Below are 17645 nucleotides of genomic sequence, written 5' to 3' on the forward strand. Positions count from 1 at the left end.
CATTTGCTAGATATTTAGCATTTGATAATTTAAATTATCATAATTTTTTAATAGCGGCAATGATTAGATGAATACAGTTATTACAATGTCTTAAGTTGAATTATTTTTGAATCAGTTAGTTAAAATAAAATCATATAATTAAACTTTTAGTATGAAAATGAAATTAGAAAGAGATGTGCTAGAAAAACTAAAAATTGTCTTGAGTAATACTATACGTATGGTCGAAATATACAAACTCGCGAGAGATCTCTCTGATCAGGTCGATATACATGCATTTTTTGATAGAAAAGTGAAACAAAGATTGAAATTCTTGAAAAAATTTAAACTAGAATCATATAAATACTTTAGTGTAAATGATTATTTCTTTAAGTCAAGTTTGGATAACAGTAATCAAATCAACAAAAAAAACTTTTTCACAAAAAAAGGGCAAACAAATGCAATCAAAAGATGTATAGTTTTTGAGAAAGAAATAGCCGAAGAATACGAAGATCTATTGAGAGAAAAGAAAATACCTCCTATTCTAGATACGATGCTTATTCTTCAATATCAAGAAATACAAAATTCTATAAATAGGTGTGTCCTTTTTTATAATCGCTTATGTAATAGTGAAAGTGAAGTCTAGAACTTATGTATTAGTAGTTTTAGATTTATACTCCTTTGGACTAAACCTGTATTTTTTCTTGAAAATTTTACAAAAATAGCTTCGACTTGTAAGACCTACGGAATATACAATTTCTGAAATTGTCAAATCTGTTGTTTGGATTAATTTTTCGGCTTTTTCTAAGCGTATATTCCGTACATAGTCTGATACTGTTCTATCGAACATAAATCTAAAGCCTTCTTGTAGCTTTGCAGGAGACAATCCTGAAGCTGCACAAAGTGTTTGTATGCTATGTTGTATTTCTGGATGTTTTTTGATGAATTCACTAACTTTTGAAATTCTTTTTAACTCATCTTTTAATAATCCGCTAGTATTTGAATTATTTTCTATGTCGGCGTAAAATTGCTCTATATGCTTAGCTAAGACCAAATAATACCTACCTTTAAGAGATAATAATTTTGAAATTTCATTATTGTATTCTGCGTTTACAATTAATTTGAGTTGTTCGGCAATTTTAAAATTATAGCTGCCTAAATGAATATATTTTGGCTTTTTACTAATACATTGTAAGAATATTTGAAATTTTTTACCAAAATGATTTTCCTTAGTCTTAAACTCATTGAAATATTCGTTTACATTGACACAAATTAGATTAAAAACGACGTGAAGCCCTTTTTTAATGATAATACTACTGTTTGATTCTTTATGACTTCGTACTACTACTGTTTGAAATTGGTCTATAAAACTTACTTCTTCAGGATTCTTAAAGATATGAGAACATTTACCGTTTAAGCAATATAAAAATTGTAAGGAGTCTTCGGCAATTGGATCAATCGATATTTCTATATCTTGACTAAGCAGAATATCAAAATTTATAACCTGTAATCCATATTGTAATCTTGTGTACTTAATTTTACCATCTCCTATTCGATGATCTAAACTTATATTATGATTAGTTTGATTATCATTGTCATCACTTTGCCATATGTTTAGCAATGGGTGCAATATGACAGGAATACTCTTTGAACTAACAGCCAAATTCTTCATGATATCTTTATAGAGTATTAATTATTAAGTGATTGTAAAATGATTTTTACAAAAGTAGTTGTTAATGTAACCTTTGTTTAACTTTTTTGAGATTTTCTATGACTCAATCGAACTAATCGTCAGACAATTGTTATTTTTTAAAATATTAGATTATCAAATGCATTATTATTTAATGTAAACAAGACAATGTTTTTGAGATATATTTATTTTCTTGCACATAGATAAATAATATGTACAAAAAGCTTTCAAATATTGCAAATAGAAAGACCATAGAACGAGAAATGGGAGTTAATTTCAAATTTCCTCGTCTATATTCTCCTAGTCATATTATCGACGGTGAAAAAGAATCTACGTTGTCTATAATTACTATGGATGATCCTGACTCATTATCTTTTGGTATTTGGGGGTTATTGCCTGATCAATATGAGGATGATTGGGAGGATTTTCAGAAGGTACATAATACTTTGAAAGTATCTAGAAAAAAATTGGAAGTCAATAAAATATTTCAGGAGCCTTTTGAAGAAAGAAGATGTTTAATTGTAATTACCGGTTTTTTTATCTACCATCTCTATTCGGGATCTTTATACCCTTATTATGTGTATTCAAAAGAAGAAAAACCTTTTTGTCTGGCAGGAGTTTATAATGTTTTAGAGGATGGTTTTATTACTGTTTCTCTAATTACGAAAGAGTCTAACGGGATTATAAAGAAAATTCAAAACCTTAATACAGATATGCCTGTTGTAATTTCTAAAAGATTTTATAATACTTGGCTCAATAATAATGTAGACAAATTAGAATTAGATAATATTATTGAAACATCTAGCACAGAAAATTTAATTGCACATCCTATAGCTAAAGAATTTTTTAAAAATGATATTTTGTACGAATCTATGTTAGATCCTGTACTTTATAAAAATATACCAAAGGTTTAGATTCTGGAACCATGATTTAACCCCTTTATTTCTTCTTTTAATGAGCTTATTTCAATATTGAGGGTATTTGCTATGATTCCGTACCTTAAACCTAATCCTATCATCAAAAAATCAGATAAATAATTTTGTGCTGATTGTAGATCATTAAATATAAACAATCCCCCAATATATTCTGTCTCTTCATTATAGTGACAGAATAAAGAAACCAACCCTTGTATAGATGCTATTTCTTTATGTCTTTGTTTTTTAACATAATTGAATTCTTTTGCATTTAATGAAGATTTGAATTTAATATTAATCAACGTTTTCTCTTTCAATATATGATAACTGATTTTTATTTTTTAAGAAACAAAAAGTTTGAATCTTATGTTTTAAGTACTTTATTTATTTTTCAGGGTAATTGTTCGTTTTTAGTTTTTTACGATACTCTGTGGGTAGCATTCCATAACGTTCAAAAAAGATTTTAGAAAAATAGCTCCTACTTTTGAAACCTATATTATACACTATTTCTGAAATAGAATCATTTGTATTTTTGATGTAGTCTCTAGAAATTTCTAATTTTAATTGTCTAATATATTCATTAACTGATTTAGAATATAAAACTTTAAAACCTAACTGAAGTTTTTTGGGAGTTAGCCCCGCTTTCAAGGCGAGAGATGCTATAGATAGTGGTTCTGATATGTTATCTATTATATAACCGGATAAATCGTTTATTTTTTTGATATCTGATTTTGATAGAGACTCGGGCAATGTTGATCCTTTTTCATGGTTATGGTGCTCCAACATCTGCATTGCCATGATCAAGTTAAGTTGCCCTTCTATAGATAGCGTTCTAACAATTCCGCTATCATTATTTTCTTGTAACTGTTTTATCTGATCAGCAATTTTCAAATTATAATTTCCGAAATGATTAAATGTAGAATTAGAACTATCTTTAAAAGCAGATAAAAGAGCTTTATTTAAGAAAGACAAGTTGTTGTTTTTCTTTCTAAAGTATTGTTCTTTCAAAATGTAAATGAAGTTAACTTTAATTGCAATTCTTTTAGGAAACATATAAGTTTCTTTAGAATTTTTGGTTGATGATATTATGATGTTTTGGTAACGATCAAGAATGATTTGTTTATCGTGTTCTGAGTTACTATAATTAAGGTTTCCTTCTGACACAAATATAAATTCTATTGGGTTTGTATCTGTCAACTTGAACGTAATTTTGATATCTTCCCTAAAGTTTACGTCATAATCGATAAGAGAAACGCCCCAATCAAATCCTATACTGCGAATCGTTCCTTTTCCAAAACTATTTTCAAACTCCAATTCATATTCTCCCCAGCGCTCTGTTAATTGACCACCAAGATGTATATTAAGCTGTTTTAGAATGTCTACATTATCAATACTACCAATCGTGATTTCGTACATACTAAAAAATTAATTCTAAATTTTATGATTTGTACAAAGAAATTAGATTTGTAATAAACAGATTAACAATATTGAAATTTATAATAACACTTTTGATCGCCTTTTTATCTTATTAAGAAGATTCTCTTTTTATAATAAGTGATAGAAATTATTATATTCATAATGAAGATATTTGTATCAGGCTGATTTAGAATCACCTTTTTGATTGCGGACTTGATCCAGATACTGTTTAGGATTTACACCATATTTTTTTTTAAATAATTTTGCAAAATAACTTCTCGAATTAATACCCACCTTGTAAGTGATTTCTGTAATATTAAGATCTGAGGACTCTAATAACTCTTTTGCTCTTTCAATTCTATGATTTCTAATAAACTCGTTTACAGAAGATTTAAATAATTGTCTAAAACCATTTTGTAATGTGTTTTGATTCAATCCAACACGTTTTGCTATGTTTGCTATATTGTCTGTTTTTTCAATCTCATTTTTAATGATCGATACTGCTTCTTCAATACGTTCTATAGTAGCTTGTCTTAAAATGATCCGTTTGTCAGGATCATTTAAATCATCTAGATACTGTTGCAATTGATGGGTTAATATTTCATAAGCTTTACCTTCAAGATAAACTTGACGCATAAAACCAGATAATTCACAGTCTATAAATTCTGAGATGAATTTAGAAATTTCTAAACTATAATAATTTTTGTAAAAGAAATCATTTACACCATTGACATCTCTAAAGAGTTCAATCAAGTCCGTATTCATATTAGGAAGAAAGGACTCAATTTTTTCCTCAAATAATTTTCGATTAATTTCCAAACTAAAAATACAAATAGGTGTGTTTGCGGGGATTTTAAAAAAATGATGATTCCCAAATTTATTTGATATGATTGTGTTTTCTAATCTTTTAATTTCTTGAAATTCGAGATCTTTGGAAAATCGATGGTAAAAAGAAGATTCCCTATTAAAAATAATTTTCAACGGGTTTAAAACATCTTTTTCTAATTCAAAATAGAAATCTTTTTCAAGCAAATAATCTGTCTCTAGGACTCCAACTCCAAAATCAAACTCGTAAGCTTTTACATAACCTTTTCCTAATTCTTCCGGCAATCTAATGCAATATTCATGGGGGTTTTGTTCATAATCAATATCTAAATTTTGAGCCATATCTACTATTACTCTTTTTACGTCAGAATCGTGGATATTAATTTTTCGTTTCATTGGACTTGATATTACATGTTACAAGATACTTTATTATTACAAAATGACAGAATAATATCGATTCAAAAGCAAAGGAGTTAATATTATTAGTGATATGGTCAAAGACTAAACTCATATTTACTGAATTTTGTTGCATAATGATTTGAGAAACAAATCCCTCTAGAAGAGGTTTTTACTAATTAAATAAACACATTATGTTACGTTACACAATTATTTTTATAGTTTTAGCCATAATAGCTGCTTTCTTTGGATTCGGAGGTATTGCAGCAGGGGCAGCAAGTATAGCAAAAATATTATTTTTTATATTTATAATATTGTTTGTATTATCTCTAATTTTTGGTAAAAGATTTAAAGCATAAATAAAAAAATCATGAAAAGAAAATTTATTACAGTTCTATCTATAGTATTTATATCAATAATAACATTAAGCTGTAGAGAAAAGAAAACTACCGGTGAAAAAATTGAAGACGCAGTAGAAGACGTAGGAGAGGGCATAGAAGACGGAGCCGAAGAAGTAAAAGACGCAGTAGAAGATGCGACTGATGATAATTAATTGAAAAAGAAAAATCTATGATTACAAATCGGACAATGATATATTATTTATTGTCCGATTTTTAGTATATAATAAAAGGTTGAAAATGAAAAAATACAAACTCACTCCATCAAAATTTTTTACAAATAAGAAAGTATTAAAACTCATTATATCCTTATTTATAGCTCTATTTATGGCAATGTGTGTTTACATTATTATTATACTTGAAAGAGTTTGATTTAGGTTCAGCGTAAAGTACTTGAAGCATTGGAACATTAATTAGAGAATTAATCTTCCTGATCTTTTGTAAATTTGAGAAAATCAGAAGGTGTATCCAAAATATAAAAACTATTTTTTATTATTAAAATAGAAAATTTAATCAACTCTGGATTATTGACAATTATTTTTAACCAATCTTGATTTTCTAACTTAATTTCTTTATTGAAATTCTTTTTAAAATCAGGATCTTCTTTGTTAATTAATTGGTTAATTTCCAGACCTAGTTCTTTTGAAATTTCTACCCATTGAGTAGGAGTGATAGAAGTTTTTGAAGAATCAATTGTTCTAACTTCTCTTTTTGAATCAACTACATAGCTGTAAATTTGTTTTCCAACGGAAGTTTCAGAATTATATATTAATGTGATTTGATTTTTATTTGTAGCAAAAATTCCCATAATAGTTATATTTTAAATATCAACCATAAAATTAAATTGTTATAATGTCATAGAGTAATTCAATTCAAATAGATGTTTGCTTATTTACTAATACGTTAATCAAAACAATGATTTTTTTTCTAGTAGTCTACACAGTTCTAACGTCAATATCGATTTTACATATTATTTTATATGGCTCAAGACCTGTTAAATCACTTAGTTGGTTGCTGATTGTCTTAATTTTTCCGTTTGTTGGAATTTTGCTTTATATCGTTTTTGGGATTAATCGTAGACGGTTTAAGTTTTTTAAGCTTAAACAAACGATGCGAAGAAGAATGTATAAAGAAAGATTTAGTGATTACGACAATAATGAAGCAACTGCTATTCGCTTAACAAATAAAAGAGATAAAAAACTAGCAAAATTATTGAGTAAAAGCTCTGAATTTTCTGTTAAATCAAATAATCAAATTGAAGTATTACACAATGGAGTAGATACCTTCAAGAGAATCTTTAAAGAACTCGAAAAAGCTCAAAAATTTATTCATCTGCAGTATTATATATTTGAAAAAGGTGAATTACTTGATCAGTTGTTTGCACTATTTAAAAGAAAAATAAAGGAAGGGGTAGAGGTACGAATTTTATATGATGCAATAGGTAGTTATTCTCTTAGGAAAAAGGAGATTGAGAAATTTAAAAATATTGGTGCAAAAGTATATCCTATCTTGCCTTTACACTTCGGGAGTGTTTTGTATACTTTAAATTATAGAAATCATAGAAAAATTATTGTCATTGACGGAATAGTTGGGTTTACAGGAGGAGTTAATATTTCTGACAAATATATAAAACCTCATTCAGAGCTTGGTATTTGGGACGACACCCATTTATATCTAAAGGGACCTGTGGTAGATAGTTTGCACAGAGTATTTATAAAAGATTATTATTTTGCAAGTGACAAAGAGTTATTACTAAAAAACAAGTACCTACCAAATATTGAAAATTGTGGTGATATCAATGTACAAATTGTTGCGGGAGGACCAGACTCTGACCATCCCTCAATAATGCAACAGTATATAAGCATGATTAATTTAGCAGAAGAATATATTTACATTTCAAACCCTTATTTTATACCCAACAATGCCATGTTAGAATCACTTAGAATAGCAGCTTTGAGTGGTATTAATATTAAACTATTAGTACCTCTAAAGTCTGATTCTTGGTTAGCCAAGTATAGTATGCTTTCTTTTTTTGAAGAATTGTTATCTCTAGGTATAGAAATATATCAGCAAAAAAATGATTTTTTGCACAGTAAAGTTATAGTAATGGATGGAAAAGTGGCTTCGGTTGGTTCAGGTAATTTTGACCATAGAAGTTTTGAGCATAATTTTGAAACCAATGCACTTATTTACAGTGAAAAAGTAGCAAGAAAGATTTGTGAAGATTTTATTAATGATTGTAATAGTAGTGAGTTATTGCAATATGAAACCTATAGAACAAGATCATTAAGAATGAAATTGTCAGAGGGGATAGCTAGATTTTTTAGTCCCCTTTTGTAATTTGTAATGATTTATATTATTTCAAAATTGGATTATCATATCTTAATTTTTGTTAAATAAGATTTATCCTTTTTTTTTGAGTTAAAAACTCTGCTATTCGAGTTCATACCTATGGTTTTCCTCAAGTAATTTTGGAGCATTAAACTTATAAATTATATTACAAATGAGGAATTTTATCTTATTAGCATTAGCTTTTTGTTCAACATTTATTTACGCACAAGAGAGTTTAGAAAAAACAACAAGATTTGGTGTGCGTGGGGGACTTAATTTTTCTACGATCACAGGGGATGATTTTGAAGATCCAAAGTCCAGAACTAGTTTTTATGCAGGATTAGTAGCAGAAACCTTCATCTCAGAAAAATTTGCATTACAGGGAGAGGTGTTTTATTCTGGTCAAGGTTTTGATATTGAAGAAACATCTATAGCCGGAGTTACTGTAACACCAGATGCAGAGTTTCAAATCGATTATATTCAAGTACCATTACTAGCAAAAATTTATATTGTAGAAGGACTTAATATTCACGCAGGGCCACAGTTTGGTTTCAAAATAAACGAAGAATTTGATACAGATCCAACAGCAGATGGAGGAGATTTTGATACAGATCGTATCAAAGACTTTGATTTTCAATTGGCAGCAGGAGCAGAGTTCAAATTGTTGAGTAATTTCTTTATTCAGGCACGATACACATATGGACTTTCAGAAGTAATCGAAGATACCGATGCACACAACTCAACCTTCTCTGCGGGTATAGGTTTTATGTTTTAACACACGCTCAGCAATACATATCAAAAAAGAGACTACCTTTTTGGATTGTCTCTTTTTTTGATATGGATTTTACGTTTATAAAACGTGCATAAGCCTGAGAAACTAATCATCAGGATGAATTGAATGTACAATCTCTTGGATATATAATGATTTAATTACGTTGCATCATTTGGAAGGTTTAGAAAAGTAAAGAATCATATATTCTTCAAGTATTACTGTGATCACAAGAGAAAGCGTTATGATTTTTCTAAAAATTGATTGCTCCAGAAAATACTTTTCCAGAGCAATCTTCAATTGTTTAAAAAATTAAGTGATTATAATTTTCTACAATTAACTTTTTCTACTTTATAACTAAAGAATTGATTCTTAGCTTGAAAAGTTTTAATAACTTTATTATTTCTAAATTTCTCAGGTAGAGCAAACCATTCTGCAGCATTATCATATCCAGGTCTATTGAAAAAGAAAACATTAAAAAATTGAAATGCCGGAGCTCTATTACCAAAAATAGTTCCTTCTCTATCTGGATAAATACTAATTCTACCTGCAACATTCATTCTAAGATCATATGTAGTAACCGTTTCAATTTTTTCTTCTAGAAGCCTGAAATCACATACAGAGCCAGGCGGAATCGTTTTGTTGCTTTCGAAATTAATTTCTACCGATTCTGTTTGTGAACTTATTGTTGTAGTTTCATTTTCTTTACTGTAATCAAAAGTTTTACTCGCTGAGCCTCCAAGATTAAATATTCTTATTGGAAAGCCAACAGATACTTCTACTGATGCTGAACCACCAGATGACCTTGTATTTGAAACACTTTTTTCTATAGTTTGTGATCGCGTTCTTTTTCCTAGATTTCCTGCTTCTCTGGGTTGATTTCCTGGATTAACTTTTTCTACTTGCGCTATAACACTTGGAGGACCTAAACTAACTCTTCTTACATCTCCAACACGTCTTCGAGTAAGTCTCCAATTAAGTTTTGTATTTTCATTTGATCTTCTTCCTCCTTGACCAAATGTCTGTTCATTAATTTCTGCGGTGAGTATTCGCCCACTAAGCGCTGTTCCTGCTGTACGTTGTAATCTGAAAAAAAGTTCATCACGTACAGGAAGAATGTTCTCTTTTAAAAGTTTGTTTAAATCAGACTCTGGCATTTTTTTAAGAAAAACATTAGACTGCTTTGATAAATTCGTATTATTAATATCCATCAAGTAGTCACTTTCTAATACTTTTTTTCCTTTTTCATTTATTACAAAAGCTTCTTCTTCTTCAATTAATTCTAGATTTTCACTTTCTTCTGTAACTTCCCCTTTTTCACAAGAGATGACTCCAATTGCTAGAATTAAAAGCCATAAGTACATTTTCGGTTTTAAAATATTCATAATGATTTGTATTAGTTAATTCTGCCTACTCTTTTTAAAGGTTTTCGGCTTGCCCTATTTTAAGTTGATCAACACTTCTAAATTAGTTGGGATTTTTTGATTTGAATAAAAAATGAGGTAGTCAAGAGGTAAGCATATGAGGTTAGCAAAAGGTTAGCAATGAGGTAAATAATACACACAAACAAAGAATAAGTTATTCATTTTCAGAGGTTATTACAATAATCTCATTTTTGTTTAGAAATATATGAGAGGTTTTAAAAATAAAAACGTTTCTATGATTTGTACTTTTAAACCTTACACTTAAAACCTTAGTGAAATCAATTTTTATTTTTACAAGCCTATTCTTCATTTTTGGCCAAGCCGTATTGTACTCCCAGAACACATTTTATCAGAAAAATCTGAGAGATTGATAGTATACAAAAACTATTTGTATAAGATTCTATTTCATCGGGAACCGAAATTCAAAAAAAACAATTGGAAAGATCTATTAAATTATAATATCCGGAAGGAATGTCCAGAGCATAATTAGATTTAATCTGGAAGGTTTAGGAAAGTAAAGAATCATATATTCCGCAAGTGTTACTGTGATCACAAAACTGTTCAGACATTTTAGAAAGAAGCCATTCCTTATGAGATCATTATTAAACGATTTGAATCAAATATAATAAAAGAAAAAAATGAACTTTACCTCTCAAAAACTAAATATTATGGAAAACGTATTAATTGCAGGAGCCAATGGAGGCGTAGGAAAAAGAATTGTAGATCTTTTGGAAATCTCAGAACACTACAAACCTGTTGCAATGATTAGAAGAAAGGATCAAAAGAAACAGTTCGAAAGTAGAAATATAGCTACAGTAGTTGCAGATTTAGAAAAAGACATTTCTGGTATTACTGAAGGAATTGATAAGGTAATTTTTGCTGCTGGTTCCGGAGGCAAAAAAGTTGTAACTGTGGATCAGGAAGGAGCAAAAAAACTAATAGATTTAGCCGCCAAAACTCAAATTAAAAAATTTGTCATGCTTAGTTCGATGGGAGCAGATTCACCCGAAGATGTTGATAAATTAAAAGAGTATTTGAGAGCAAAGCACAATGCTGATGAATACTTAAAAAGGAGTAATCTAAATTTTACGATTGTAAGACCAGGAAGTCTAACGGATAAACCGGGAACAGGTAAAATAATTTTAGATTCAAAATTGGAGAATTCTGGTGAGATAAGCAGAGATGATGTAGCAGAAACCTTAGTGAAATCACTACAAGATGAAAATGCTCATAATTCTATTTTTGAAATTTTGGAGGGAGATCGCTTAATTTCTGATGAAATACAAAAAGTATCATCAATTTAATTTAAAGACCAGGTCGTTCTAAAATCAAAAGTACCGCGATATTGATAATTTCTTAGATTTTTAATTTAATCCCCCCTCTTATATATAAACTATTTTGATCGTTTACCGTTAAAATATCTTCTTGATTATCATTGCGTAATCTAATATCGTTAATGATAGTAAAACCGCTATATATATAAAACACTAAATTTTCGGTTATATAATACTCATATCCTAAACCTGCTAATGCAATCGTCATAGAAATGTTGTTAGCAGTCCTAGATTGTTGCGTATCAGGTGATGTAAAAGTTCGATTATTTTGGATATTTGCAAAAAAGCCATCAAGAGTAACAAAACTTTGAAAAATACTTTTTTTGCTCAAATAGTATTTAATATTTGTTTTGGGAACACCTAGTACAAAAGACCAATTTGTATGAAATCTACGATAATAATTTACAAAGGGAAGCGGAAAGGGTCTCCCGGCTGTAGTCGAATATCTTAATCCTAAAATGAGTCTCCATGGTTTAGCAAGGTTTTTCTCAGTAACATCTTTAACAAAATAAAAGGAACCTGTAAACAGTAGATCATCATTTTTTAATCCTTCTCCTTCAAAATTTGACGCGACAATTGTTCCTAATTGAGCCGCAAATCTCCAGTTGTTTTTCAGTTTAAAAGTATATCCCAGACTTGCCTCAAAAGAACTAAAACGTTCTAAATTACTAGTATCAAAAGAAGTACTATCCCTATATATAAAATTTACATTTCTATATTCTATGCCAGGGACTATGTAACTATCATTGTCATTTAGTTTTATAGGGACCTGTATAAACGTCCGAAATCTTCTGAAGGAGTTATCACTATTTTTTTGTGGAAAAAAAGTATACTCTACGCGTGCAAGATCAGATAACTGAGAAAAGACAATTGTATTTTTTAGAAAAATTAAAATAATGATATATCTCATACAGATTTAAAATTTAAACATAAACGCAAAAGAGAATCGAGCTCCATCTTCTCCTGTAAATAGATTTAAAGTACCACTAATGGCATCTGCACTATTAATCCAAAGTCCGCCTCCTATATTATTGTGCCATTTATCATTATCTCGATTGCGATTACTTTTGAGCCATACTCTACCGGTATCGGCACCAGCAAAAAGTCCAATTTGTATTGGTAATACCCTTGTTTTGAACTGATCGAAACTATATCTTATATCTAGACTTCCTGCTAATGATGACTGTCCAGAGAAACGTTGATTTCGATATCCACGTAATAAGTTTTCTCCTCCGAGTTGTGCAGATTGATAAAATTCATATAAACGACCAATGTTAAATTGACTTTGCGCAGCAGTTTTTAATACCCATTTTCTGTTTCTTGATAAAGAATTGTAGAATCCTAAGTAAGATTTAATATATCCAAAAGATCTTTCTGTATGATCAATATTCATTCTTCCTCCAATATTAAAATCAAATTTCATCCCACGAGTTGGATTTATAGTTATATCATAACTCTCATATTGATATATTGCATCTAAACCAGTAAACCACTTTCTATTAAAAAACTCTGGATCATCAGAACTTACCTCATTTGAAATAAAGCGATTAGCTGTGTTATCTGCTTGTATTCCTTCAACAGACAGATGATATTTAAAAAGGCTACCAAATCTTCCATTTTTTATTGCTCCAATGGCAATGCTATAAGTACTCAATTTTACACGATTATAATCAAAGCCTAATTTATCTTGGTTATTTTCTGAAGCGTTACCGAATCCAAAAAAATTAACTGCAAAATTAGGACTAGTATATTTACCTTCTAAGAGTAGATTATAGTTTCCTAAAATACCTGCAAATTCACCTTTGTATCCTACATCGAATCCCTGAGTAGCAAAATAAAATCCTGTGTTGATTTTATGCTGTGTTGTAAACGGATTTTGATAGAAACCCTTAGAAGTAATAATTGTTGAGGCTCCTATCTTCACCCCATCATCTGGGTTAAATCCTATAGTTGGAAGAACAGAAGTCGTCGTGATAATATTCTCATCTTTGTTAAACAGATTAATATTATATCTATTGGTTAATTTTATACCAGCACCTCCTTTCCTTTTAAAGGTATTAGGTTTACTTTTATGATCATAAATCTTTACTTTTCTACCTTTTTTGATATCATAGACGTCATTGTTCTGTCCTCCTATAATTCTGATTTTAATTGGTCTCTTTGGAGTTCCGTAGACTTTAAATTGGTCATCATCATCTAATCCATAAATCCATATTTCCTTGGTATCTTTTTTATTATAAATTTGACTACTAATAGTGTCTGCTTTTTTCCCATCTTTTATTCTAGAAATTGTAATTTTAGTATTTCCATCATTTTGACGTTCGATATCAATAAAATCATCTTTATCAGTCCCGGTAAGGATAATAAGATCTGATAAATAATCATAATAGCGATTTGCAATATTTTTAAGGTTATCTCTTCGTCCCTTTAAGTTTTCTTTTATTATTTTTAAATCTCTTCCTTTAGCTTTGGGTGGAATGTTCTGAAAAGCTTTTTCAATGTTTTCATCAGAAAGATTTTTTTGAATATATTCTGCTTGTTTTGTCCATTCTTCTCTCTTACTATTTCTGATGAGTGTTCGGTCTAACCTAGTAGCAGCAATATTCATCCATTTTACATTTTTTAGTTCTTTGTCGTATACTTGAAACTGATTGGCAAAGCCTAATATCCCTCGTAGTGCTCCCATAAAACCACCATCAAAATTCGAAAATGCCTGATCTCGATCTCTCGGGATTGGTTTGAAAATATGATCTCCATTACCCAATTTAAACTCTGCCCAACGCCATTGATCTTGATGACGATCCCAATCGCCGATCAACATATCAAACAACCTTGCTCTTATATAAGCAGATTCATCAATTTTGTATTTTTCATCCCTTCGTAATCTTTCATAAACATCTGAAGTACTTTCTATATCATCTGGTTTGCCAAAAGAAGAAAGGTTTTTGTGGTGTTCTTCGGGTCGCTCAACAATCATGTATAATTCATTTCCATGATCTAGGTTGTATTTTCCCAGGGCTCTTTGTTTGGGAACATAGTAAATTTTGGGATTGGTATGATATACACCTATAGCATCCGATAATTCAGGAATTACCGTGAAAATATATGGATGAGAAGCAGTATAAAAATCTTTCAGAATATCCTCTGATATAGTGTTCTCAAGAGATTCTTCGATGTAGTTATCTTTGAACATTGTTGATTGCAAGAATTTGACCCCACTTTTTTTCAGGGCTCTCATGTTAAATTCTCTTCCGTCTTTGGTTTTGAGCCTTACAGACCTTGTTTGATGTCCCCCTCCTTTACGGACTACTTCCATACCACCATATAAAGTATCTAACATAGCAACTTTGGCTTTAATTTTTGTACCATAAAGATCACGATAATGATCTCCCCAGATGCTTTCGTAAAATTCTGTTCTTTCGGTAGATTCAGAATTATATACAGATGCATCTACCACATTTTGCTTTATAAGGGGAAGGTCTTCCAGATCGTAACGGCTTTCGGGTTTAAATACTTCTTTTTTGTAAATCAGTTGGGGCTCATTGTTATTATTACCAAAGTAGGATACCCAGGATGAACCATCTTTATAGATATCAAGTTTGGCAAAGCCTTGACCTGTATAAGCAAAAAGTCCGTCATTGCCCAATGTTGCATACGAACTTTTAGAACCTGCTCCCGAAACAATTTGTTTAATGCCTTCATGTTCTATATATTGTAATGAGTGTTCATGACCTGAAGCAAATATGACTTTTTCTGCTCCTTTAGCTAGTGTTTCTAACCTTTTGACTAACGATTTGTACTGTTTATTTTGATTGTCTTGTATAGAAATAGCGCCTGAAGTTCTTATTTGCATTGCTATCGAACCTAAGACTGGCAAAGGAACTTTTTTTTGAGATGGGAACAGATGTTTTGCAAGCCTGTATTGCCCACCATGAGATCCATTAGTATATAGCGGGTGATGTAATGCAAAGAGAATGGTTTTATTTTGATTTTTTTTGAACTCACTTTCTACCTCTAAAAACATAGCTTCTCTTGTTTTAATCTCAGGACAATTATCATTGATTGTCGGATGCTTGTCCCAATCTTGTAGATACCATTGTGAATCTAAAATTATTAGTTGAATGTTTTTTGTAATGCTTATACTTTCTAGAGCACATCCTACTTTAGGTCTGAAAAGCTTTTTGTCATCTAGTTTATTTTCTACATACTTTTTTTCTCTTTCTAGGCCTTTTATTCCTTCATTATACCAATCATGATTACCAGGGATAAAGTAAGTTTGTCCTTCAAATGTCTCTACAGATTTAATCTGGGCATCTAATCGATGTTCTGCAATAGCTCTATCTTTTTCTACTTTTTTGGGCATGCCATCAGGATAAATATTATCACCCAAAAAGATTACATGATCATTCTTTTGTTGGTTTCTCTCTAAATATTTCTCCAACATAAGTAACCCCGGAGCACTTTTACCAGGTTTAGAATAGCCAGCGTCACCGATAAGATAAAATGTCCTTTCGATTTCACTATCCTGTTTTGACAAAGTCTGATCAAATGGTTCTTTATATTTTGGTTTGTAGGTCGCACAGCCACCTAGTAATACTATTAATAATATGAACGAGAAATATTTATAATTCATTAATTTTTTTATTTTTAAATCGTTTGAGAAACAAAATGTTCCCATTCGGCAAATTTTTCTTCAGACATTACTCTCTCCATTTTTACTTGTCCACCTTTTTTCTTTTGTGTACCATTCCATTCAGAGAAGATATGTACAGGAATTTTAGTAACAATAAGTCCTTTTAAAGCTTTACCTCTAGCTACTTTATAATTTTTGTTTGCACTTTTTAGGTTTTCATCCAGAGTTTTAGCCAATAGTTGATCGCTAACATCGCTATCTGTTCCCAAATACCAATGATGATAAAATTCATTATCTATTTTGGTAGCGGCTAGTGTAAATTCTGGGATTTCTATATCAAATTTTTCTTCAACTTCTTGCAGTGCAGTATTCATTTTATGAACAGAAAGTTGTGATCCAACAACATTGAGAAAAAATTTTGTTCTTCCTGTGATTCTAATTTCTGCTCTTTTTATATCTGTAAATTCAATTGTATCACCGATGACATATCTCCATGCACCAGAAACTGTACTTATTATGAGTACATAATCTTGATCTGTTTCTACATCAGCCAAAGTAATACATGGAGCGCTTTGTTTTAATGAACCATCAGAATTGATATATTCTGGTTTGAAAGGAACAAATTCAAAATATATTCCATTATCAGTTATTAGTTTCATAGCATCAGTATCTGGACGTTCCTGATAGGCTATAAATCCTTCTGAAGCTAAATAAGTGTCTATAACAGTAATTGGATGTGCTAACAGTTTATTAAAACTTTTTTCATATGGGGAAAAAGCAACTCCACCAGATGTATATACTTGTAGATTAGGCCATATGTCATGGATATTGTCAACATTATGGTAATCAATTACTTTTTGTAACATCAATTCCATCCATGAAGGGATCCCACTTAGTGCTCCAATATCCCAATCTTTGGCTTTCTCTGCAATACGTTGAATACGGAGGTCCCAATCATCAATTTTAGCAATTTCTTTTCCTGGTTTGTAGTACCCTTCAAACCAGAAGGGAATATTACTAGCACTAATGCCACTGATTTCTCCCTCTAAATGATCATCATTTTCTTTTAAATCAGTAGAACTTCCTAGCATCATAATTTCTTTCTCAAAAAAAGAAGCGGGGAGATCAAAATTTGACAGTGCTTCTACTTGCTTAATACCTGCTCTTTGGATAGCATTTAACATATCATCCGTTACAGGTATTCTTTTACTTTTTTTTCCTGTTGTTCCTGAACTAAGTGCAAAATAGTCTGGTGTTCCTGGCCAAGTGACATTTTCTTCTCCATCGATTACTTTATGCCACCATTGATCATACAATTGATGATAATCAAAATAAGGTACTTCTTTTGCAAAATCTTCTTGAATCTCATCTGATTGAAGAATGAGTTCGAAACTATATCGTTTACCGAATCTAGTATTAGATGCTTTTTTTAATATATTATAAAGTGTTTTTTGTTGTGCTTCGACATGATTAGGTTCGGTCGATAAAGCTCCTTTTAGTTCGATAGCACCTTTTATGATTGATCCAATTATTTTCATA

Annotated in this window: 16 protein-coding genes; 7 read left to right on the forward strand and 9 right to left on the reverse strand. The window is 30.3% G+C overall.

Translation table 11 applies throughout. From position 1 onward, the window contains the following. Positions 1-157 precede the first annotated feature (157 nt). Positions 158-622: a hypothetical protein gene (locus FHK87_RS16115; protein ID WP_140594791.1), complete on the forward strand. Its 465-nt coding sequence runs from the start codon at positions 158-160 to the stop codon at positions 620-622. 3 nt (positions 623-625) lie between these two features. Here FHK87_RS16115 and FHK87_RS16120 read toward each other — a convergent pair whose 3' ends face one another. Next, positions 626-1648 (reverse strand): helix-turn-helix transcriptional regulator, encoded by a 1023-nt coding sequence (locus FHK87_RS16120; RefSeq protein WP_140594792.1) that lies wholly within the window; start codon positions 1646-1648, stop codon positions 626-628. Between the two features lie 230 nt (positions 1649-1878). Here FHK87_RS16120 and FHK87_RS16125 point away from each other — a divergent pair, with 230 nt between their 5' ends. Beyond that, a complete protein-coding gene (locus FHK87_RS16125) occupies positions 1879-2580 on the forward strand; it encodes an SOS response-associated peptidase (RefSeq protein ID WP_140594793.1) in 702 nt (233 codons plus the stop codon). Here the strand turns inward: FHK87_RS16125 and FHK87_RS16130 are convergent. The 3 genes from FHK87_RS16130 to FHK87_RS16140 all read right to left on the reverse strand — a co-directional run bounded on the left by FHK87_RS16130 (position 2577) and on the right by FHK87_RS16140 (position 5217). Further along, entirely contained in the window at positions 2577-2897 is a 321-nt protein-coding gene (locus FHK87_RS16130) for a YdhR family protein (RefSeq protein WP_226294288.1), read from the reverse strand. The genes FHK87_RS16125 and FHK87_RS16130 overlap by 4 nt on opposite strands. A gap of 67 nt (positions 2898-2964) precedes the next feature. Next, positions 2965-3996 (reverse strand): AraC family transcriptional regulator, encoded by a 1032-nt coding sequence (locus FHK87_RS16135; RefSeq protein ID WP_140594795.1) that lies wholly within the window; start codon positions 3994-3996, stop codon positions 2965-2967. 177 nt (positions 3997-4173) lie between these two features. Further along, positions 4174-5217, reverse strand: a complete 1044-nt coding sequence (locus tag FHK87_RS16140; protein WP_140594796.1) for a helix-turn-helix domain-containing protein — start codon at positions 5215-5217, stop codon at positions 4174-4176. Between the two features lie 194 nt (positions 5218-5411). Between FHK87_RS16140 and FHK87_RS16145 the strand changes: the two genes are divergently transcribed. Both FHK87_RS16145 and FHK87_RS16150 read left to right on the forward strand, forming a co-directional pair. Continuing rightward, positions 5412-5576 (forward strand): DUF1328 family protein, encoded by a 165-nt coding sequence (locus FHK87_RS16145; protein WP_140594797.1) that lies wholly within the window; start codon positions 5412-5414, stop codon positions 5574-5576. 11 nt (positions 5577-5587) lie between these two features. Next, positions 5588-5770 (forward strand): hypothetical protein, encoded by a 183-nt coding sequence (locus FHK87_RS16150; protein WP_140594798.1) that lies wholly within the window; start codon positions 5588-5590, stop codon positions 5768-5770. A 266-nt stretch (positions 5771-6036) separates the two neighbouring features. Here the strand turns inward: FHK87_RS16150 and FHK87_RS16155 are convergent, their stop codons facing one another. Then, the gene (locus tag FHK87_RS16155; protein ID WP_140594799.1) at positions 6037-6423 is read right to left on the reverse strand and encodes an arsenate reductase family protein; all 387 of its coding nucleotides are present in this window, start codon (positions 6421-6423) and stop codon (positions 6037-6039) included. A 107-nt stretch (positions 6424-6530) separates the two neighbouring features. Here FHK87_RS16155 and cls point away from each other — a divergent pair, with 107 nt between their 5' ends. Further along, positions 6531-7955 carry a cardiolipin synthase gene (gene cls / locus FHK87_RS16160; protein ID WP_140594800.1) on the forward strand — a complete coding sequence of 475 codons (1425 nt, stop codon included), beginning with the start codon at positions 6531-6533 and terminating at the stop codon, positions 7953-7955. A gap of 163 nt (positions 7956-8118) precedes the next feature. After that, entirely contained in the window at positions 8119-8721 is a 603-nt protein-coding gene (locus FHK87_RS16165) for a porin family protein (RefSeq protein WP_140594801.1), read from the forward strand. A 314-nt stretch (positions 8722-9035) separates the two neighbouring features. Here FHK87_RS16165 and FHK87_RS16170 read toward each other — a convergent pair whose 3' ends face one another. Next, the gene (locus FHK87_RS16170) at positions 9036-10100 is read right to left on the reverse strand and encodes a hypothetical protein (protein ID WP_140594802.1); all 1065 of its coding nucleotides are present in this window, start codon (positions 10098-10100) and stop codon (positions 9036-9038) included. Between the two features lie 707 nt (positions 10101-10807). Here FHK87_RS16170 and FHK87_RS16175 point away from each other — a divergent pair. Then, positions 10808-11443: an SDR family oxidoreductase gene (locus FHK87_RS16175; protein ID WP_140594803.1), complete on the forward strand. Its 636-nt coding sequence runs from the start codon at positions 10808-10810 to the stop codon at positions 11441-11443. A 52-nt stretch (positions 11444-11495) separates the two neighbouring features. On the opposite strand, the gene FHK87_RS16180 is transcribed toward FHK87_RS16175, so the two are convergent. Genes FHK87_RS16180 through FHK87_RS16190 form a run of 3 tightly spaced genes read right to left on the reverse strand, consistent with a single transcriptional unit; the run spans position 11496 to position 17644 of the window. Continuing rightward, complete coding sequence (locus tag FHK87_RS16180) at positions 11496-12383, reverse strand: DUF6268 family outer membrane beta-barrel protein (protein ID WP_140594804.1); 888 nt, start codon at positions 12381-12383, stop codon at positions 11496-11498. Positions 12384-12389: 6 nt separating this feature from the next. Further along, complete coding sequence (locus FHK87_RS16185) at positions 12390-16106, reverse strand: metallophosphoesterase (protein ID WP_226294289.1); 3717 nt, start codon at positions 16104-16106, stop codon at positions 12390-12392. A 14-nt stretch (positions 16107-16120) separates the two neighbouring features. Further along, positions 16121-17644: a GH3 family domain-containing protein gene (locus FHK87_RS16190; RefSeq protein ID WP_140594806.1), complete on the reverse strand. Its 1524-nt coding sequence runs from the start codon at positions 17642-17644 to the stop codon at positions 16121-16123. Between the last annotated feature and the right edge of the window lies 1 nt (position 17645).

Origin of the sequence: Aquimarina algicola, assembly GCF_006443095.1 — a bacterium.
Lineage (GTDB): Bacteria > Bacteroidota > Bacteroidia > Flavobacteriales > Flavobacteriaceae > Aquimarina > Aquimarina algicola.